Origin of the sequence: Balneola sp. EhC07 (assembly GCF_001650905.1) — a bacterium.
Classification (GTDB): domain Bacteria; phylum Bacteroidota; class Rhodothermia; order Balneolales; family Balneolaceae; genus Balneola.
Window position 1 is genome coordinate 76,696 of sequence record NZ_LXYG01000014.1, and the last position, 18,590, is coordinate 95,285.

Below are 18,590 nucleotides of genomic sequence, written 5' to 3' on the forward strand. Positions count from 1 at the left end.
ACATGGGTTAAACACTCTTTATATGATCATATATTGATTTTATGTAATTATTAGTATGCATGCTGGGTTTTTGAACTTCTTCATGTTTAAGATCTGTTAACCCCGCTTTATCTAGGATGATCTTAATAGCTTTTATTTTTTCACTAATTAATGACTTCTCACCATTATCTAGAGAAGTTACATTTGGCATCAATGCAATCTCCAAAAGTTCCTCGACAGCAGAATCTAGATGACGTAGTAGTTTAGCTTGGGCAAGCTCTATTCTTTCTCGTCTGTTTTCTAGGATTCTTACTCCTATACTTTCGTCATAATCAGAAGCTCTAGTAATCCAGTTGTATTTAGAGCTCCATCTCTTTAATTGTGATACATAACTCTCAGGTTTGGTATACATTTGGCATACTTTCAGCATACTTCTAGAAGGACCTAGTTCTAAATAAGTAACAAAGAATTTATAAGCTAAGGATGACTCACTAGGGTATTTATTCCATGAATTCATTTTAGTTAGGGTTGGTTGTTAAAGTTTTCATCAAGTATTTTTATGAACTTATTCCAATCGTGTGTTTCCCAATCAATATTTAAAACTAATTCACATCCTACTGTTACAAATTGATCAATCTGTATTCTATTTTTTTTCCTAATCTTTTCTAATTCGGCAATCAATACATGCTCAGGATATTTTGCAATATGTTTTGGTATTCCTTTTAATACCTTTTCCATAGCTGAGCTAATGCTATTGTTATCGGTATTGTTAGTGTTATTGGAAATGTTATTGTTAATGCCCCCTGACCTGGGCCTGGTCTGGGGCAGAGGAAGACCCGAGTAACCTTTCTTTTCTTCTTTGATAGCTTTATAAAAGGAAGGAATATTGATATGATTAGGATACGTTTCTATAAACTCTTCGAGTAAATTATGATATACGAGCAATTTATAACATGAGAGACCTAGATTGTTATTACCAGCTATTGTTGTCCAAGTGACTTTAATAAAATCCTTTATCCAGATACTATTGTTATTCAGACTCCTTATTCTTTCTTTATCACAATTAATTTTATCTAAAAAGTTATTAATATCGATAACTGAATTACAATGAAATTCAGACAGTTTTGGACTATGCTCATATACTCCAGCGTTGTCACAATGGCAATTAATAAACCAATAGAATAGCTTTTCTGAAGCATCTAGTTCATTAAAATATCTGTAATCCCATACTTTGATCTCAATCATTCTTCGTTTGGTATCCATTACTCGACCTCTCTAAATTTAAAATAGGCTTCATAAAAGCAATAGATGTCGATATAAGTGAGATTTGGAGGTAAACCAGTAACAATTAGTCGAATAATTTCATCACTAATCATTAATTTATTCTCTAATTCAGCTATACTTTTGCCTAGATTATATAGATTGAAGAGTGAGTTAGAATTAGCTATTTTTAAAGCTTTATTAAATGATTTTTTTCGATTACTAAGAGGTTGTACTTTTGCGGGCGCAACCTCTTTTTTTATTGGCTCCATTTTATTCTCCCATTTTATTTTTTGATTTAACTTTATGGGAGTTGAGAAAATTTTCTACTTCCTCAATATCATATCTAATAGTCCTTCCTGACTGAGAAAAAGTAATAAGCTCTTCATCTCTTAGGTATTGAATATGGCGTCTTGAGCACTGAAGTAATTCCATTACTTCTTCCGTGTTAAGCCATTTTTTACGTGTAGCTTTTCGTATAGCTTCTGGTAGAGATTTGGTTACAGTATGTTTAACAGCTTTTTCTATGATCTGTTCAAGATCTTCTTTTGTGGGTATGTAGGCATTCATTGCTTATATATTTGTTTCGAGTTATCGAATACAAATTCATAAATTGAATGCATCAAAAACAGACAATAAGTATTACAAAATCAGTAATACAATGTTACTTTTTTGTATTATTCATATGATCGGTAGCGTTTTTTGCATTTTTAAAAGATTGAAAAGAGGAATATTTCTTATCCAAGCCTAATTCATTCATTCTTGTTGTAACGAAGTTGTATACCTTTTCCCAAGTATTATAAGACACCTTGTCTGAGTTGTATAAAGATTGACAAGTATTCCAGTAATTTTTGTTATTAAAACTCTGAATCTCATTTATCAACGCGTTTTGTTCTGAACTTAATAATGATCTTAAATATTCAACTTCAGCATCAACACATTCATCAAAATTTGGTGTATCATTTAAATATTTTAAATGCTGAGAAAGAAATTCAGATTTCTTTTTTAGCCAATAATTGATCTTATTTTCGACAGAATCTATTTTTTTGACTTCATCTCTATGTAAATCAAAGTTAAATAGGGAATTGTTTTTAATATTCATATCAACTAATTGATTAAAAAATTTTCTTCATTGCTTTATCCGCAAGTTCTTCATTTAGGCTTTTAAGATATTTTTGAGTTGTTTCAAGTTTACTATGTCTTAATGTTTGCATTAGCTCGTAAATACTTAGTCCGGATTGAACAGCATGTTGTGCAAAAGAATGTCTTGATACGTGAAATGAAACATTAGCATTTATTTTAGGTGCGCTAATATTACCCTTATCAATTTCATCATTTAATTTTATAACTATCTTTTTTAGGCTTTTATTAACCATCATATTTTTGGAGCTGATATCTTTCCGAAGTTTGATGGGATCTGAATAGTCTTTATGATTATTCAAAAAGGGAAAGATGAATGAATCGTCTTGTCCAGAGTACTTGCCTAATACTTCTTTCTGATAATCATTCAATTCTGTACTAAATGCTTTTTCATTCTTGTTCATTTGATAGTTTAGACGACCATCTTTAACGTTTTCCCATTTAAGGCAGCAAATATCACCAAATCTAATTCCGGCTGAGTAAAAGCTAAATAGAAATGCATTTTTTGTGTTCCAAAGCCATGTATTTTTTTCTAGTTCTAATGCTTTAATACCCTCAATTTGTTCAATAGATAGTTTTATTTTTGAAGGAGGGTTACTATTAGTTACCATTTCAAAATTGAGAAAGGGGTCTATGTGAAGGAGGTGTTCACTAATAGCTCTTTTTATAACTTTTTTAATAGGTTGAAAAGTTTTCTTTACTGTAGATGCTTTATTCTTATGATCATTGATTAAAAAATCTTGGAAACTTTTAAGGTATTCAGAATCAATCTGATTAAATCTTAGTAGTCTTTCTCCCTCAAACTCTTCAATTTTGTTAAATGCTACTACACCTTGTACGTACTGAGAGTGCTTACCATTTCTCTGTTTTAATTTGAGGTAATCTTCAGCAAATGAAAAGAAGTCAGTTTCATCAATAACCTTCAAACGGGCTTTTATTGATTTAGCATTATCCTTTCCATAGGTAATTAATTCGGCTTGGGCATTCTTAGCTTCGGATAATTTTATACTTAATGTTTTATTAAGAGCTTTATAGCTAGGATGAGTTTTTCGTATTACTTCTTTATCTGAGTTCCAATGTTTTTGAAAAACTGAAATACCTGTACTTAAATATTTATGTTTCCTGTTAGAAGTAATTCTAAGGTAAATTGGATACTCACCATTCTTTCTAGGCGAGTCGCTTCTAAGGTATAAATGAAAGGAGGTAGACAAATGAAAAGATCGAATTTATTTTTACTGTGTAACAAATGTAAAACAAATTTCAGATATAGTCACTTAAATTTGATAATCTAATATATACATTATTGATCAAATAGAGCATATATTGATATTGTATCACACTTAATGAGCAATCATATGAATGTTGTTGTAATCCTACCCGGGGAGCCAAGCGCAAGCGAAGTGCGAACTTTGAATCTTTTTTCAGAGTTCGCCTTTTTTTTAAGCCCCTGCTTTATGTCTTCCCATTCTGAAATAAGGTAGTGATCACATATATAGTCGATCCTAAATTCACCACTTCCATTATTAAAGGATGAAATTTTCGACTCAGCTTCCCGTATAAGTGTTCGGATTAGGTCCTGTTGGACATTTTTTGGCTTGTCTTCAAGAATCTGATTGAATTCAGTAAGGATTTTATGATACTGGTCACCATTTAGTTGTTTTGAATTTTCTAAGGAGACTAACTCTTCCAGTTTTTCTTTAATTACTTCGTCTATTTCAGTAATCTGATTCAATAGGGTTTCTAATTCCTCTTCCCAATGTTTTTTGAGAGCTGGATTCCTATTTTTTATTAAATCTTGACTAATAGCATCCTTACTTCTTATTAATTGAAGTCTATTATTTCTAATCTGTTTTAATAGCTCTTTAGTTTGTTTTATTCGATGGCTCTTGGTTAAATGTAATATTACAGATTCATAGTACTGAATTGTTTGGTATTCATTATGTAGCTCCATTTTCATATTGGAAGCTGGAGCGTCCTTGACTCGGAAACATTAGATAGTGATTGAATGACTTTAGTTCATGAGTCGAATAAGGCGTTCAAATCGAGAATTGAGATCATTTGCAATGTCAGCAGTATGAATTCCAAGCATTTTGCCATTTCTTTTTACAGGTGTACCATCCACATATACGGAATCGATGTCACTGGGATTTGCCGTATTGGTTAGTGCCCTGACAGAATCTTTTGCTGGAGCCATTGCAAGAGAATCAGTTTTAACTAACATAAAGTCGGCTTGTTTTCCAGGCGTAATAGTACCTACATCATCAGAAATTCCAAGTACTCCTGCTCCGTTTTTTGTAACTAATGAAAGCAGCTTTGAATCTGATATTTTTTTCTTTCCTAATTGCTGGTTGATACGAGCCGCAGCCATCATCTTAAACATATTAGGTCCTCCTGATCCGGCATAGTTATCAAATGAAAGACCGCATTGAACCCCGTTTTTTTGGGCAGAAGTCAAAGGTATTATTTTTCGCATTCCATTTGCTGTAGAAGGAGAAAAACTGACTGGCGTTTGATGGTCAGCCAGCACTTTCCAGTCTGCATCATCCCAGTGATAGCCATGGATGATCAAATTGTCTGAATTTAGGTAACCGGCTTTTGCATAATATTCTGCATTACCTTCATTGAGTACGTGCATACTGATCGGAAGCCTGGCCTCACGTGCCATTGCAATTTCTTTTTTAAGTAACGCAGGCGCTACATTAAGAAATTTAAAGAATGGGAAATTGGGATCAGGAGTTACATCGTTTCTTAATCCAAGCCTAAACGTCATTCGTTTGCTGGCAGAAGAATCTCTTAACCGAATAGCATCCGCAACATTCATAGGTTCCTCAGGTGACAACTCGTAATGGTAGCCGTAAGTGAATTGCCCCCTGAGCCCGGCATCTTCCATAGCCTGTAGTTCAGCATCTGCGTGTTCGGGGCTTGGCAGGTTATGCGCCCAGTTATTCATAGTTGTTACACCCGCTGACAACGCCTCAAGACTAGCTGCATACACCGCGGCATAAGAATCTTCAGGGGTGAAAAGTGGTCCCATTTTTCTGCAAAGTGCTTCATAACTCAATCCTGTAGCCGTTCCAAGGAAAGATTTCCATGGTGAATTCCACATGTGGGTATGTGTATCTACAAAACCAGGCATGGCAATATAGCCTTTGCCGTCTATTTGTGGGAGATCTGAATCAAGCTGATCCGGGATTTCATTTTCGGAGTATACCTTTGAAATAACCCCCTCATGTACTGAAAAAGATGCTTTAACAAGATAGCCAACATCCTGATCCATGCTTATCAGTCGAATGTTTGTGAGTATGAAATTCTTAGTAATTTGGTCAGTAGTTTTCATCATTTTCTACGTCTATTGTTTGAAGTTGTACCACGATTATCACCGGAGAGATTTATTGCTCCATTTCATTTTTAAGTTCATTCGCAGTTTCTGAATCCGGGTCGATCTGTAAACTTTCTGACAGGTACTGTTCGGCTTGTTTTATATCACCATTCTTATAATGAATTCTTGCCAATTCCTCTAAGATTTGAGGATTGTTCGGTATCAATTCTGAAGCGATTTCAAGCAATGGAATTCCCTTGTTTTGGACTTCCTTACCCATGTAGCCACGGCTACCATAAATACTTAGTTCCGCGAGTAATCGCTCATCTAACAGCGAATCAGAGTCATGAGAATCAATGAATTGATACGTCTTTGTTTTGCCGTGCTGAACGGCATTTTGCACAACACTGACAGTAAAGCTTAGTTGATCCCAAGGTCGTTGAGGTGGTGTTTTTCCCATTAATACTATCATATCTTCTGCTACTGAATAGGTGGAAAGAGGGTTTTGACCGGTAACCAAACGTCCATCAACAACAGACTGGTCAAATAGAGGCGGTGCTTCCTGATACGTTGCTCCTAACCGTGTCAATTCATCCTGCAACATAAATGGATAAAACTCTGCGGCCTTCGAAAATAACTGCTCTTCCAAATTCGTAAATGAGCTTATATTTTTACCTTCGATTAAGCGATCCCCATTGGATAGTGTAACGTTTAAAAGCGCACCTGGTCCATGACAAATGGCACCAACCACTCCACCTTGTTCATAAATAGAAGCAGTGAGTGAAGCGAGCTCGTTATTATTAGGAAAATCCCAGAGTGTTTTTCCTCCGGCGAAATAAATAGCATTGTACTCACTGGCATTAATCTGCTTAGGAGACAGAGTATTCTTTAGCTGAGCCATGATTTCAGGATTATTAATGAATGCTTTGTCAAGGTCACTAAGCTTTTCTTCAGGTTCATATTGAGTCATTCCACCATGTGGGCTCATGAAGTCCACAGTAAATCCACTTTTAATGAACACATCAAAGGCTTGAGTTACTTCTGAAAGGGTGTATCCACCGGCAATCGTAGAATCTTTGCCGTCGATAGTAGCCTGAACCACTGTGTTATTGGTTACTACGATTAAGATCTGTTCCTGAGCTGCAACCGGAGAACTGTATAGAAGTGAAGTGATAAATAAGATGAATGGAAAAACGTACTGTTTCATGAGATTTTCTGTTTGATTTAAGATTTCATTTGAAATATGTGAACTGAAAATGCTTACATCGTCCGAATGTATAGATTCGGACTCATGCCCATTCATCCCATCTTAAATCCTGACTCAATCAATTTCTGTCATTGGATAGTTAATACCTGATTACCTATTATCATTTCTCTTGTAATCTCAAATTGTGTCTAAAGTTCTGATGACCGACAAATCCGTTGCCATATTACCCTTTATCAATTTAAGTCCGGATAAGGATAATGAATATTTCAGTGATGGAATTACCGAGGAAATCATTCTGGCTTTGTCAAAAACAAAAGGACTGAAGGTGATAGCACGAACATCAAGCTTTATGTTTAAAGACAAGCATACAGATGTTCGGGCGATAGGGAAGCAACTTGGAGTAGCCACCATTCTGGAGGGAAGTGTCCGGAAATCAGGGATGAATGTGAGGATATCAGTTCGATTGGTTCGAACGATTGATGGATTTCAGATTTGGAGCACGAAATTCGATCGCCAGCTTGATGATATCTTTAAGCTTCAGGATGAGATTAGTTTACTGGTGGCAGATAAAATCAGAGAAAATTTTGGTCACATTGAATTTCAGTCATCCTTAGTTTCTGTAGACTCCAGTAACTTTGATGCCTATGACTACTATCTGAAAGGTCGGTATGAGCAACTTAAATGGACAAATGATGCCTTAGTAAAAGCCATAGAGCACTATCAAAAGGCCATTCAGTTAGATCCTGAATTATTCAGGGCCTACTATGGGATTGTTCTCTGCTATACTTATATGCTTTTCTGGAGTTCAGGAGAAGAAGCCAGATCTGAAGTCTATGAGTATCTGGAAAAAGCTATGGAAGTGAACAGAGACTCCTTAGATTATCATTTAGCAAAGGCATCAACAGAAATGATGATTGAGTGGGACCACAGCAGTGCCATTGATCATTTTAAACATTCGCTGGAGCTTAACCCAAATAATGCCGAAGCTATTGAGGCCATTGCCGGGATGTATATCATGGTAGGGCAATTTGATGAAGCCATGATTCACATTGAGCACGCGTTGGAGATCAATCCTCTATCCCTTAATCATACCTTTATGAAGGGGAACATCTTATACTTCTCCGGGGAGTATGAGAAAGCCATTCAACAGATGAATAAGGTGTTGAAACAAGATCCTAAATGGATATTTGCTGTACAATTGAAAGCTGCTGCTTTGATTTTGACAGATAACAAGGCAGAGCTTGAAGAGATATTGGAAGAGTTTAGCGAGTTACCATTTATGGGGTACTATACTACTCTTAATCACTTGTACCATGATCAACCAATTTCAGAATATGAGCAGCCTTTCCTGGCTGATGAGAATATCCATCCCTGGCGGTTATATTTTCTTACACTGGAAGAAAATTATGATCAGGCTTTTAAAATGTTAGAAGAGGGACTGAATCAAAAGCATGGAAAATATATCTGCTTTAACTACGATCCTTTTTTAGTAAAATTAAAGACTTGTGAAGAGTATAATAACCTTCAAGAATTTCTTCCCAAAAAATTCCCTTTACTTAGCGATATCTACGAAGATACGAGTGATTCCAAACCACTCATTACGGATGAGGAAGAACATAAGGAACTGATTGAAGCTCTTGATAAAAGCATGGTGGAAGAACAACTTTATCTTGATCCAAAACTTTCGCTCACCAATCTGGCGGATCATATAAATACGAGTTCCAATAAGCTATCCTGGCTAATCAATCAGGATAAAAAATCAAACTTCTATCACTACATCAACTCTTACCGATTGGAGCATTTTAAGAAGATGGCTGTGCTGCCGGAAAATCAAAATCTGACCTTACTGGGCATTGCCTACGAATGTGGGTTCAATTCAAAAAGCACGTTTAACGATTATTTCAAAAAAAGCACCGGCCTTACTCCCTTTCGTTGGTTGAAAGAACAGAAGTAACTGCCTGATCTAAGGAACCTGGATTTTACTAGCCCAATTATTCTTCCCTCATTAAAGCAATGGTGACTGTATTTAACACCTGATCCACAAGTTCGGTTGCACAAATAAAGTCCGACTAGGTACATCCGAACGATTGGTGGAAGTAAAGACTCCATCTTATCACCGTAGATAAACTGAAATTAACTCTCTCGGTATGTATGGTCCTGATAATGACACTTTATTTCCTTTAGCACATCATAAAAAGCTGTGTTTTCTGAAGAACCTTATTAATACTCCCGGTATTGAAGTAGGCGATTACACGTACTATGATGATCTGGAAGATGTTCAGAACTTCATGAAAAACGTGAAATATCATTTCGATTTCACTGGAGATACATTAAAGATCGGCAAGTTTTGCATGATCGCTTCAGGAGTCTCATTCATTATGAATGGAGCCAATCATCTCACCGATGCTATATCAACGTATCCCTTTGCCATTTTCGGTAATGGATGGGAAGATGCTATGGAGAACAAGGCCTATCCAAATAAAGGCGATACGGTGATCGGTAATGATGTTTGGATTGGACATAATGCTACAATAATGGCCGGGGTAGAAATTGGGGATGGAGCGATCATAGCTACGAATGCTACTGTAGTTAGCGATGTGGAACCCTATAGCATAGTGGGTGGTAATCCCGCTCGTCTAATCAGATATCGATTCCCGGAAGAAAAAATCGCTGAGTTACTCAAGATAAGATGGTGGGATTGGGAAATATCTAAGATCACACAGAATCTGACCTATTTGACCGGTAATGACTTTACAAAGATCTCATCGATATCCGAATAAGCCATCATTATATACTAATCCGATAATAAGAAACACTATGAAATCTATAATATATGACACCTACGGTAGTCCGGATGTTTTGAAGCTGATCAAGACTAGCATCCCTAAACCCGACCGAAATGAACTGTTAATAAAGGTTATAAGTAGTTCAGTTACTGCAGCTGATTGGCACTTGAGAAAAGCTGATCCCATTATGGTTCGATTTATGAATGGTCTATTGACTCCAAAAAAGAAGGTTTTGGGTCAGGAATTTTATGGGGAGATCGTTGAAACAGGAAGGAGTGTAACCCGATTTAAGCCGGGAGATAAAATTTTTGGAAGTACCGGACTGAAGACCGGAGCTCACTCCGAATATATAGTAATGAGTGAGGATAGTGTGATCTCCAAGGCTGACGGAAATATTGAAAATGAATCACTGGCAGCTATTCCGATCGGGGGGATGACATCATTGTTCTTTCTGAAACAGGGGGGACTGAAAAAGGGGGATCGGGTATTAATAAACGGGGCATCAGGAAGCGTGGGTAGTTATGCTGTCCAGATAGCCAAAGCATATGGTGCTTCTGTTACCGGAGTTTGCAGCACCCGGAATGTGAAATTAGTGCGCGAGATCGGTGCAGATCAGGTTATTGATTACAAAAAAGAGAGGCTCGACAACCATCCCCATAGTTATGATATCGTTTTTGATACCGTAGGTAATCTAAGTTATAAAAGTGTTAAGCCGTTACTAAGCTCCGATGGGCACTTCATATCAACTGCATTTAATCTTGGATTGATGCAGGCAATGATGATGAACACTTTTCGGAAAGGTCATAAAGTGTATACAGGTGTCACAAAAGAATCCCGGGAACTTTTGGATGAGATCAAGAACCTGCTCAAATCAAAAAAGCTCAAGGCGGTCATTGAAAGAACATACAGCATGGAAGAAATAAAGGAGGCTCATATACATGCAGAATCAGGTCATAAACAGGGAAATATCATACTGGCAATTCAAGGAGGAACCACTCATGTATAATGAAAAGAAAATCGGCCGAATTACCGGAGTGCTCTATCTGATCGTAATATGTTGTGCGGGATTCGCTCAGGGTGTGGCAAGAGAAACCGTATTTATTGCCGACGATGCGATCGCCACTGCCAATAATATTCTGGCTAATTCAGCATTGTTCAAATGGGGATTGGTTACTGACCTGATCGCTTTTTCTACAGATATTGCAATCTCAGTATTGCTATACATGTTGTTGAAGTCGGTGAATAAACCGCTCGCATTGATCATGGCATGTTTCAGGTTGATAGCGCATCCGGGAGTAGCAACTGCAAATTTACTTAATCATGCGGCGGCTCTTAACGTTTTGGAAAGTGATGGACTTGCCAGTCAATTTTCTCAGATTCAGCTAAGTGAATTATCCCTGTTTTTTATGGAAGCCCATCATTTGGGATATATTCTGGCGGGAGTAGCGTTCGGAATTCACTGTTTCCTGGTCGGCTATTTACTGATGAAATCAGTTCACTTCCCAACAGTTCTGGGCATACTCATGATCGGCGCCTCATTCGGTTACCTAATCGAAAGCTTTGGATTTATTTTATATCCTGAACACAAGGTTATTTTTGGGTGGGTCGTTGGGTTATCGGCAGCGCTGGGCGAAGTGACACTTTGTATTTGGTTGATGATCAAAGGGAGAAAAGTATGAGCATTCCAGTGAATAGTTTACATCATACATCCTGGTTTGTAATAATCATCTTAGCGATCATGACTTTTACAACCTGCCCGGTTTTAAGTCAGTCGAAGCAGCCAAACTTAGAAATCAAGGTTCATTTTGATGAAAGTGGGGATGACCTCACATATGCAGAAAAAACGGTCATTCAACAAGTTATTAGCTCTCAGGCAAAAGAGGCTGCTGCAATCCTTGAGAAATTACCGGCTAGTGTGATAATTAGAGTGCAAATTATTGACCGTGACCTACAGACAGTAGATGGAGTTACAGGCTGGACCAATGAACATGATCCTATTGGGAGAATAGTCGTTTTAATTTCGAAGGTTTATCCAGGTGGACCATTACAAGCTGCTAAAGATGGAATGAAAACCCTGATCTTTCATGAATTTCATCATCTTACAAGAGGATGGAGCATTAAACAAAACGAGTATGCCCAGGGGATTGACAATGCGCTCATAAACGAAGGATTGGCCGTGGTTTTTGCAGAAGAATACACAGGAATCCATCATGAAGTAAATGCTTATCCTGAAGAAGCACAGGAATGGGTAGAGGAAATTCTGGAACTACCCAAAGATGCGAATTATAGTCATTGGGTTTCCGGGGAGCACCCGGACGGAAGGAAATTTATAGGTTACCGTACTGGTAATTACGTGATCCGAAAAGCCATGAAGAGATCGGGCAAAAGTGTATTGGAATTAAGTGAACTGAGTCCGTCTGAGATCTTTGAAATGGCTGGATACAGTTAGGAGGTTTCTGGTTATCAGAAAAGCGTGGTTTTTCGCCAGCCGGCGGATCGCATGATTCAAAAAGGGTAGATTTCGAGCAATTTTAGCCAATCAATTTCGAGTAAAAAACCAAAGCGACCTCTGAATATATCTTTAATAGGCTATTTTATCTCAAAATGAATTAGCAAGTTTGCAACTGCTGGGGACCTTTAAGAGCATTTGTCAGCGGCTTGAGGAATCATTATTATCATCATCTACCCGATGAAGAAGCCTTGGATTATGCTGCTCAGATTATTATGCATTCAAAACCATAGTAACCCATGCCCGGCTCACTCCAAACTTTCGAGCTAGCTCGGCACGACTTTTCACTTTCCCAGAAGCCAGTAATTTTCTATACAACTTAGCCTGCTCAGCAGGGGAGAGCTTCTTCTTTTTAGGCGGTTTTGAGTTAACAGAATTAACCGGTTTACAAAAGTTCACATTAGCTAAAAAAGGGTGGATTTCTTTGAATTTTAGCCAGTCAATTTCGAGAGAGTATCCATGAGAACCCTTATTTAACGCATTAATAGGCCATTTTATCTCGAAATAAATTCGCAAGTTTGCTACTGCCGGGGAGCACTTAAAAAGCTCTAATACTTTGATAAATAAAGTGTTAGAGCTTTTTTTATTTATTCGAGTAAAACAGTTGTGAAACAAATGATGCTTTTACTAAAAAATCTATCAAGTTTATCTGTTAGAGTCTAAACTATTTTCGATAGTATAAATAGTAGTTGTGTTGGATTTTCCCTGTAACAATATCTTGCCTAATGGTTTAATGGGGTTTTCATTTTGCTTATAAATTAGCCCATTAATATCTTCCGAAAATATTAAATCAGCGGAATATTCTTTGCACAGGTTTTGTAATCGTGCAGCAGTGTTTAGCACATCTCCGGTGTAAACTATTTCTTTTTTTAAGGCACCAATTTCTCCAGTAGTAACTTCTCCCACATGAACACCTGCTCTAAAATCAGGTGTAACCCCGAACTCTTTTTCAAAAGAAGATCTAAGCGCGTTTAGGTTTTTTTTCAGTTCAAAATAGCATCTCAACCAATGGTTGTTCTGTACTCCTTTTTTAAGTTCCCAGGTAAGCACAATTTCGTCTCCTACATACTGATACACTTCCCCCAAATGGTTAATAATTGAATCTGAATGTGATTCATAATATTTCCTTAGAAACTGAAAATAAGTTACATGCCCAAGTTTCTCGGCAATAGCAGTTGAGTTTTTCATATCTAAAAACATGAAAATTCTTTTTTCTACTTTTGGGGTGTGATACCGACCGGTAAAAAAGTTTTTAAGAATGTTGTGTCCTAGATTTTCACTAATAGCGGCATAGATTAAGCTCAAAAATAATTCAAAGGAAAGCTGTAATGCCGTATTCAAAAAAACAAGACTACTTAAAAAGCGCCCCATCTTACTTAATACTATTGGATGGAAAGGAGGTAACCCTTGTTCAATGCTTCCGGCAATAGGAAAGGTGATAAGAATTATCATTAATAAAATGGTAGAGTAAATCAGGAATTTAGCTGCAATTTTTGATGGTAAACTATAGTTAGTGAAACGTTTTTCAAATACGATCATCTCCATTGTGCCGATTATTAAACCCACCAAAAAAACTGCGAGACTCGCAAAAATAAATATGGGTACCGAGATAGTTATCGCAGAATCTGAATTCACATCTTGGTTACCGATCAATGATAAATCGTTTATTAAAAAAATCCAGCCAAGAAATAACCAGATCAAACCAAATGGAATGATGCGGGATATATTACGCCTAGTTTTTGGTGAGAGTTTAGATAAGATCATATTTCTTGATTGAATAGAAGAATTATTCGACCCCAATTATAGTCTGATCTTATAAAGTATGGCCGGATTTGGTAAAGATTAATATCAATTTTTGAGGCGTGGCATGAGGGTGTTTGATTAGTTGTTGAATTCCAGATGTACATATTGAATAAATGCTTGTTGTAAATTGTCTGAATTTAGAAACTATCAAAGGTTTGAATACTTTATTCTTTGGGCCGTATTCCAAAAATGAGCAAATACCCGATCATCCAGAATTCGCCGACAGTAGCAGGAATGGTTAGGTATTCAGTGAAAGAAGACTCTATTCCCGAATAATTGAAAAAAGTACTCAGCATATAACCAAAGCCACCGATGATAAGGGTATATCCTAACCAAACAGGCATTCTGCGTGAATGGGTAACGATATATCCCATTGGAATAAGCCATAGTCCAAAAAACAGACTTCCAACAGCCCAGGCATTACTTATTACGTTGTGAAAAACTGAAATTAACAGGATCTGTTCATCAGTCACCAGAGAAGAAGAAGCAACATTAATCATCGACCCCATAGCTATAGCACTGATCATAATAGCTACTGCATTAACGGTACCCCAGATAGCCAAAGACCAGGCTGCCCATTCATTTATGTTCCTAAATAATTTATAAAACCAAACAGCAGCCAGAACTTGTGATAAAACTATCGCTAATTCCAGCAACAGACGGGTTCGGATAATCGATTCATTTTCAATGATATTTTGAAGGGTCGCAGCAGGGTCGCCGGTGATAAACACTTTGGGATGAAAAACAAGAAATCCTAGTACTCCGAAAACTGCCAATGACAAATACCAGATACCCGTAATTCTGGCATCTTTTTTAAGTGACTGATGTGATGAAGTCATTATTAATTATTATGGTTTTGAATATTTGATTAATTCTTCTACGTATAGAAAAAAACCTTGATTTTGAGTGAGTTTTATGAAATTTCTTACAGAAGGAGTGTAAACCATTTGATTTAAGCAAGAATATTCCATCCTGCAAAACCTACAATAGCGTAAAACAAGTTGCTAAGAATATGAATAAGGACTGCCATTTTTAAAGAACCAGTACGTAATAAGATCCAACCCCAGGTAACACTATACAAAAAATACATGGGCCATAATATCATGGGACTATGGCCAATGGTGAAAACAATCGAAGTTATCAATATAGCAGCCCATGCAGGTATTTTCTTTGCTAATGAAGACTGCAAATACCCTCTAAATACAACCTCTTCCATAATAGGTCCGACGAGGAGTGCCAGCAGTAAAAAACCAGACATTTCTAATGCTTCTCCATTTGTTTGTATGAAGCTAAACATTTTGGAGCCGCCCCCAATGATTCCTTCGTGACCTAAGGCAGGTAACATCACCGATCTATATATCCACGCTAAAAAGTGTGTTGATGCTAATGCACCTATAACCAATAAAAGACCTTTGCTCTTTTTAATCTTACTTGGTTGAAGTCCTATCTCAGGATAAAAAGGTTGGCCTGATCTATGGATATCCCACCAGAAGAAAGTCAATATCATAATTCCACCGAGCAAAGCAGAAGTGAGCCCCAAGATCTCGAGAGGAACTTTATCAGTAGGTGAAAAGAATTTGAAACCATAAGAGATAGCAATTCCAGCTAGGAGTTGACATGCATACATGATCACAATGGCCAGAATACCCCTCTTTATTGTTAATGACTTGTGTTTAGTTTCCATTTCTATCATTCAATTTTAAATATTTTCATCTTTTTAATTAGCGCTAATAACTATTTATGCGCTGTGTGAACCATAGCGGTATAGTCACTTACATGGGTATTGGCATTTGTTCCTTATTTTGGTTTCGAATATTCGATCAGCTCCTCCACATACAAAAAATCACCTTGAGACTGAGTCAGTTTAATAAAGGTTTTTACTTCCGGAGCATATAACCAAATTTCCTCTTCATCCGCATTGTATCCTCTGGAGTTAGTAGTTTTACCGGTATATTTGATGGTATAAGCCATGAATGTGCCGGCTTCTACTGTTTCCTCCTGATAAGACAAAACTTCCGCATCTTGATTTTGAGCCCCCGTAGTACCATCCTGACTGGTCCAATTATTTTCGTATTTCCACTTTTTACCTACTTCTAATGGCCAGTCATATTTAGGTGTTTCGCTTTCATCCAGCTTAACAATTTCGGCGAGCGGAATGGTGTCATTGCCTATGGTCATGCCCAAACCCTCATCCATGCGCACTATCGTTCTTGTATCTGTATCGTCTGAGCGTACTTCTCCTTCCGTAGTTACCCCTTTATACTTCCAAACCCATTGTTCGCCAAGTTGATAATCCTCAAGAATCGGTTGTTGAGTAAGGTTAGATTTTTTTGGGCTATCACAAGCACTAAATATGATTACAGATAAAAGTATTGTGAATTGAAATTTCATATTTTTTTAATGGTTAAAGCTGTCAGGGTTTTAGTTTTTTTAATCAAGTCAGAGAGCCAATACGTCTTCTTTTAAGTATCATGGACAGTGACCATAACGGTCATTGTATATAAAGGTTACACCGTTTTGAAGACTATGGACTTAGCACGCCTTATCTCATGATCTCTTGTTCAATCTGTTCATTTTGTTCTTTGTTTTGAACATGTTTCGAATGTTCAAGAAGTGTGCTTTTTTTAAGCGATGGAAATATCTTTGCTGCCCGTTTTATCATTTTATTTCCGGGAAACAGAATGTCGTTTTGAGCTGCGAAAATGGTAATGGGTGTTGTGATTTCATTGGCTGCCTTAGCATCTATGAAGGGAACCGGGGTAAAGTCCATTTCAAATTCTAAAAAGACTTTGGAAAGAAATTTGATAGCAAACTCATCCCGATCGGTGAACAAGTGGGACAGAAACTTCTCGACATACTTTATTTTTTTAGTCTTCATATACCTCTTCATTGGGATGAAAACTTTGAAAATGGCTTTCAATGGATTTCCATTTACGATATAAGCCGGCGCTGATAAATATACTTCTTTGATTCTGCTCTCATTATATTCCAGTGTTTTCAGAATGATTAATCCGCCAAAAGAGAATCCTGCCATCGTTACTGATTCAATCTTTAGGTCAGCGATGATTTCATTCATCCATTTTCCATAGGAATTATCTTTCATACTTAAGCGCGTATCGGCACTTTTATTGGGTTGAGCCAGTACATCCACCGCAAAAACTCGAAAGGTTTTATGCAGATTGGCATAGGTCTCAAGAGCAATAGGGGCACATCCATTTGAACCATGAACAATTATTATCGGCGGGTTCGCTGGATCTCCCGTAGCTATGATGTTGGTCTTTCCAAAACTGGTTTGTACTGTTAAGTACTCAAAATCGAGATTGAGACTTTCCAATTTTTTGTCGTAGAGCCGGAGTATTTCGCTTTTTCCTTTTTTTGATTTAAACATAGTATCAGATCAAGAGTCTTTCTTAGTAGGATTATTTTTTTGGGCGTAACCCATCGCTGCACCAATGGCCGTTCCAAGGCTTATCCATAATCCAAGATTGTCCATGGCAATACCTATTGCTGCGCCAATTGAGGTTCCAATTGCAATTCCTACGGCTATATAATTAGTTTGCTTCTTATTCTTCATTTTTGTTGAATTTATCTTGATTATATAATGGGTTTTAAAACTGCATTCCTTTATTAAGACCAGTATCTGTGTATTTATGGGCTTCTGTCAATTGCAGCGAGGCAACTTTACTTTAAAATTTCCACCCTAAATAAATATTTGGCTCAAACCAAAAGACGTTTCCATATTTATCATCGAACTCTTTAAATCCTGCAGGCGAGTTGTTATCAAACATCCACTGGTTGATATGAACCTGAGGTTCTATGAAAAATCGTTTTTTCTTCCCAACTGTGAAATGGTAGCCCAAATGAACGGAGTTATAAAGCTTAAATCCATTTTTGATTTTTTTACCGTCCAGATCGGTATAGGTTTGAATTTGCGGCAGCACTTCAATGGATGCAAAAAGCCCTTTCCATAACATACGTTGATAAGAAATACCAATACCTGTTTCTCTTAAATATCCATCGTAATAGTCACTCCCGGACTCTATCTTATCGACTACGCCATCCCACCAGGTGATTCCCATGGGTTGAAATAATCGCCAGGTGGCAAACTTCACTCCAATGATGTTCTTATCATCAAGGTTACGTTTTACATGCAATTCTACCATTTGAATACTTGTACGCTTGTCATAACCATAGATAATCTCATCTGGAACTATATAAGGCATACTTACTCGCCATTTTTGGGTGACTTCAGTTTCTTTACCTTCTGGTGATTTAATTTGAGCAAAAGCACTAATTGAGAAAAGTGTAAAGACAATAATAAGTAGGTTTTTCATTGTTCTGAATTTTAAATGGTTAAATGAATGGTTTGATGTTTGTCGATAGATTCAGTCTTAAAAATCAACTTTATCGAATCGACAGATCAATGATCGTGAGAAATAGTGGGTCAAACGTCCTGAAATGAAAATGCGGACGTATTTGTGAGATTTTGGACTTTAAAGTGCTTATGGAGAAAAGATCTGATCAGAGACTTTATTTTATTTCTGTTCCTTTATTCCCATGATTTTATATCTTCTTTCTGTATAAATG

The 18,590-nt window shown here is 37.0% G+C and carries 22 protein-coding genes; 6 read left to right on the top strand and 16 right to left on the bottom strand.

Going from position 1 to position 18,590, the window contains the following annotated elements; all coding sequences use genetic code 11:
- Window positions 1-7: 7 nt before the first annotated feature.
- The 9 genes from A8B79_RS05670 to A8B79_RS05710 form a co-directional block, all read right to left on the bottom strand.
- Entirely contained in the window at window positions 8-496 is a 489-nt protein-coding gene (locus A8B79_RS05670; RefSeq protein WP_066219262.1) for a hypothetical protein, read from the bottom strand.
- Window positions 497-501: 5 nt separating this feature from the next.
- A complete protein-coding gene (locus tag A8B79_RS05675) occupies window positions 502-1,242 on the bottom strand; it encodes a hypothetical protein (protein WP_066219265.1) in 741 nt (246 codons plus the stop codon).
- On the bottom strand, window positions 1,242-1,511 hold the full coding sequence (locus tag A8B79_RS05680; protein WP_066219268.1) for a hypothetical protein: 270 nt from the start codon (window positions 1,509-1,511) through the stop codon (window positions 1,242-1,244). The genes A8B79_RS05675 and A8B79_RS05680 overlap by 1 nt, the downstream gene beginning before the upstream one ends.
- Before the next feature lies 1 nt (window position 1,512).
- Window positions 1,513-1,809: a helix-turn-helix domain-containing protein gene (locus A8B79_RS05685; protein WP_066219270.1), complete on the bottom strand. Its 297-nt coding sequence runs from the start codon at window positions 1,807-1,809 to the stop codon at window positions 1,513-1,515.
- Window positions 1,810-1,903: 94 nt separating this feature from the next.
- Window positions 1,904-2,341 carry a hypothetical protein gene (locus A8B79_RS05690; protein WP_066219272.1) on the bottom strand — a complete coding sequence of 146 codons (438 nt, stop codon included), beginning with the start codon at window positions 2,339-2,341 and terminating at the stop codon, window positions 1,904-1,906.
- A gap of 13 nt (window positions 2,342-2,354) precedes the next feature.
- Window positions 2,355-3,590 carry a site-specific integrase gene (locus tag A8B79_RS05695; protein WP_066219275.1) on the bottom strand — a complete coding sequence of 412 codons (1,236 nt, stop codon included), beginning with the start codon at window positions 3,588-3,590 and terminating at the stop codon, window positions 2,355-2,357.
- Window positions 3,591-3,730: 140 nt separating this feature from the next.
- Window positions 3,731-4,336: a hypothetical protein gene (locus A8B79_RS05700; RefSeq protein WP_153038362.1), complete on the bottom strand. Its 606-nt coding sequence runs from the start codon at window positions 4,334-4,336 to the stop codon at window positions 3,731-3,733.
- Between the two features lie 54 nt (window positions 4,337-4,390).
- The gene (locus A8B79_RS05705; RefSeq protein ID WP_066219281.1) at window positions 4,391-5,719 is read right to left on the bottom strand and encodes an amidohydrolase family protein; all 1,329 of its coding nucleotides are present in this window, start codon (window positions 5,717-5,719) and stop codon (window positions 4,391-4,393) included.
- A gap of 49 nt (window positions 5,720-5,768) precedes the next feature.
- Complete coding sequence (locus tag A8B79_RS05710; RefSeq protein WP_161485142.1) at window positions 5,769-6,905, bottom strand: DJ-1/PfpI family protein; 1,137 nt, start codon at window positions 6,903-6,905, stop codon at window positions 5,769-5,771.
- 199 nt (window positions 6,906-7,104) lie between these two features.
- Between A8B79_RS05710 and A8B79_RS05715 the strand changes: the two genes are divergently transcribed.
- The 5 genes from A8B79_RS05715 (at window position 7,105) to A8B79_RS05735 (ending at window position 12,140) form a co-directional block, all read left to right on the top strand.
- Window positions 7,105-8,859, top strand: a complete 1,755-nt coding sequence (locus A8B79_RS05715; RefSeq protein WP_066219289.1) for a helix-turn-helix domain-containing protein — start codon at window positions 7,105-7,107, stop codon at window positions 8,857-8,859.
- A gap of 193 nt (window positions 8,860-9,052) precedes the next feature.
- Entirely contained in the window at window positions 9,053-9,685 is a 633-nt protein-coding gene (locus tag A8B79_RS05720; protein WP_066219291.1) for a CatB-related O-acetyltransferase, read from the top strand.
- Between the two features lie 37 nt (window positions 9,686-9,722).
- Complete coding sequence (locus A8B79_RS05725) at window positions 9,723-10,697, top strand: NAD(P)-dependent alcohol dehydrogenase (RefSeq protein ID WP_066219296.1); 975 nt, start codon at window positions 9,723-9,725, stop codon at window positions 10,695-10,697.
- Entirely contained in the window at window positions 10,690-11,370 is a 681-nt protein-coding gene (locus A8B79_RS05730; protein WP_082894075.1) for a DUF4386 domain-containing protein, read from the top strand. The genes A8B79_RS05725 and A8B79_RS05730 overlap by 8 nt, the downstream gene beginning before the upstream one ends.
- The gene (locus tag A8B79_RS05735) at window positions 11,367-12,140 is read left to right on the top strand and encodes a DUF2268 domain-containing putative Zn-dependent protease (protein ID WP_066219301.1); all 774 of its coding nucleotides are present in this window, start codon (window positions 11,367-11,369) and stop codon (window positions 12,138-12,140) included. The genes A8B79_RS05730 and A8B79_RS05735 overlap by 4 nt, the downstream gene beginning before the upstream one ends.
- A gap of 705 nt (window positions 12,141-12,845) precedes the next feature.
- Here the strand turns inward: A8B79_RS05735 and A8B79_RS05745 are convergent.
- On the bottom strand, window positions 12,846-13,652 hold the full coding sequence (locus A8B79_RS05745) for an adenylate/guanylate cyclase domain-containing protein (protein ID WP_161485143.1): 807 nt from the start codon (window positions 13,650-13,652) through the stop codon (window positions 12,846-12,848).
- 61 nt (window positions 13,653-13,713) lie between these two features.
- Here A8B79_RS05745 and A8B79_RS16135 point away from each other — a divergent pair, with 61 nt between their 5' ends.
- A complete protein-coding gene (locus A8B79_RS16135) occupies window positions 13,714-13,977 on the top strand; it encodes a hypothetical protein (RefSeq protein ID WP_161485144.1) in 264 nt (87 codons plus the stop codon).
- Between the two features lie 190 nt (window positions 13,978-14,167).
- Here the strand turns inward: A8B79_RS16135 and A8B79_RS05750 are convergent, their stop codons facing one another.
- The 6 genes from A8B79_RS05750 to A8B79_RS05770 form a co-directional block, all read right to left on the bottom strand.
- Window positions 14,168-14,842: a DUF4386 domain-containing protein gene (locus A8B79_RS05750; protein WP_066219311.1), complete on the bottom strand. Its 675-nt coding sequence runs from the start codon at window positions 14,840-14,842 to the stop codon at window positions 14,168-14,170.
- Between the two features lie 113 nt (window positions 14,843-14,955).
- Window positions 14,956-15,687 (bottom strand): CPBP family intramembrane glutamic endopeptidase, encoded by a 732-nt coding sequence (locus A8B79_RS05755; RefSeq protein WP_066219883.1) that lies wholly within the window; start codon window positions 15,685-15,687, stop codon window positions 14,956-14,958.
- Window positions 15,688-15,800: 113 nt separating this feature from the next.
- Window positions 15,801-16,394, bottom strand: coding sequence for a hypothetical protein (locus A8B79_RS05760; protein ID WP_066219314.1), 594 nt, complete (start codon window positions 16,392-16,394; stop codon window positions 15,801-15,803).
- Window positions 16,395-16,545: 151 nt separating this feature from the next.
- Window positions 16,546-17,391: an alpha/beta fold hydrolase gene (locus A8B79_RS05765; RefSeq protein WP_066219316.1), complete on the bottom strand. Its 846-nt coding sequence runs from the start codon at window positions 17,389-17,391 to the stop codon at window positions 16,546-16,548.
- A gap of 9 nt (window positions 17,392-17,400) precedes the next feature.
- A complete protein-coding gene (locus tag A8B79_RS16215) occupies window positions 17,401-17,577 on the bottom strand; it encodes a hypothetical protein (RefSeq protein ID WP_201118481.1) in 177 nt (58 codons plus the stop codon).
- 112 nt (window positions 17,578-17,689) lie between these two features.
- Complete coding sequence (locus A8B79_RS05770) at window positions 17,690-18,337, bottom strand: hypothetical protein (RefSeq protein WP_066219318.1); 648 nt, start codon at window positions 18,335-18,337, stop codon at window positions 17,690-17,692.
- Window positions 18,338-18,590: the final 253 nt, after the last annotated feature.

Coding starts and splice junctions, on each gene's coding strand:
- A8B79_RS05670 (WP_066219262.1), bottom strand. CDS start 496: ATGAATTCATGGAATAAATACCCTAGTGAGTCATCCTTAGCTTATAAA.
- A8B79_RS05675 (WP_066219265.1), bottom strand. CDS start 1,242: ATGGATACCAAACGAAGAATGATTGAGATCAAAGTATGGGATTACAGA.
- A8B79_RS05680 (WP_066219268.1), bottom strand. CDS start 1,511: ATGGAGCCAATAAAAAAAGAGGTTGCGCCCGCAAAAGTACAACCTCTT.
- A8B79_RS05685 (WP_066219270.1), bottom strand. CDS start 1,809: ATGAATGCCTACATACCCACAAAAGAAGATCTTGAACAGATCATAGAA.
- A8B79_RS05690 (WP_066219272.1), bottom strand. CDS start 2,341: ATGAATATTAAAAACAATTCCCTATTTAACTTTGATTTACATAGAGAT.
- A8B79_RS05700 (WP_153038362.1), bottom strand. CDS start 4,336: ATGAAAATGGAGCTACATAATGAATACCAAACAATTCAGTACTATGAA.
- A8B79_RS05705 (WP_066219281.1), bottom strand. CDS start 5,719: ATGATGAAAACTACTGACCAAATTACTAAGAATTTCATACTCACAAAC.
- A8B79_RS05710 (WP_161485142.1), bottom strand. CDS start 6,905: ATGAAACAGTACGTTTTTCCATTCATCTTATTTATCACTTCACTTCTA.
- A8B79_RS05715 (WP_066219289.1), top strand. CDS start 7,105: ATGACCGACAAATCCGTTGCCATATTACCCTTTATCAATTTAAGTCCG.
- A8B79_RS05720 (WP_066219291.1), top strand. CDS start 9,053: ATGTATGGTCCTGATAATGACACTTTATTTCCTTTAGCACATCATAAA.
- A8B79_RS05725 (WP_066219296.1), top strand. CDS start 9,723: ATGAAATCTATAATATATGACACCTACGGTAGTCCGGATGTTTTGAAG.
- A8B79_RS05730 (WP_082894075.1), top strand. CDS start 10,690: ATGTATAATGAAAAGAAAATCGGCCGAATTACCGGAGTGCTCTATCTG.
- A8B79_RS05735 (WP_066219301.1), top strand. CDS start 11,367: ATGAGCATTCCAGTGAATAGTTTACATCATACATCCTGGTTTGTAATA.
- A8B79_RS05745 (WP_161485143.1), bottom strand. CDS start 13,652: ATGATAATTCTTATCACCTTTCCTATTGCCGGAAGCATTGAACAAGGG.
- A8B79_RS05750 (WP_066219311.1), bottom strand. CDS start 14,842: ATGACTTCATCACATCAGTCACTTAAAAAAGATGCCAGAATTACGGGT.
- A8B79_RS05755 (WP_066219883.1), bottom strand. CDS start 15,687: ATGGAAACTAAACACAAGTCATTAACAATAAAGAGGGGTATTCTGGCC.
- A8B79_RS05760 (WP_066219314.1), bottom strand. CDS start 16,394: ATGAAATTTCAATTCACAATACTTTTATCTGTAATCATATTTAGTGCT.
- A8B79_RS05765 (WP_066219316.1), bottom strand. CDS start 17,391: ATGTTTAAATCAAAAAAAGGAAAAAGCGAAATACTCCGGCTCTACGAC.
- A8B79_RS16215 (WP_201118481.1), bottom strand. CDS start 17,577: ATGAAGAATAAGAAGCAAACTAATTATATAGCCGTAGGAATTGCAATT.
- A8B79_RS05770 (WP_066219318.1), bottom strand. CDS start 18,337: ATGAAAAACCTACTTATTATTGTCTTTACACTTTTCTCAATTAGTGCT.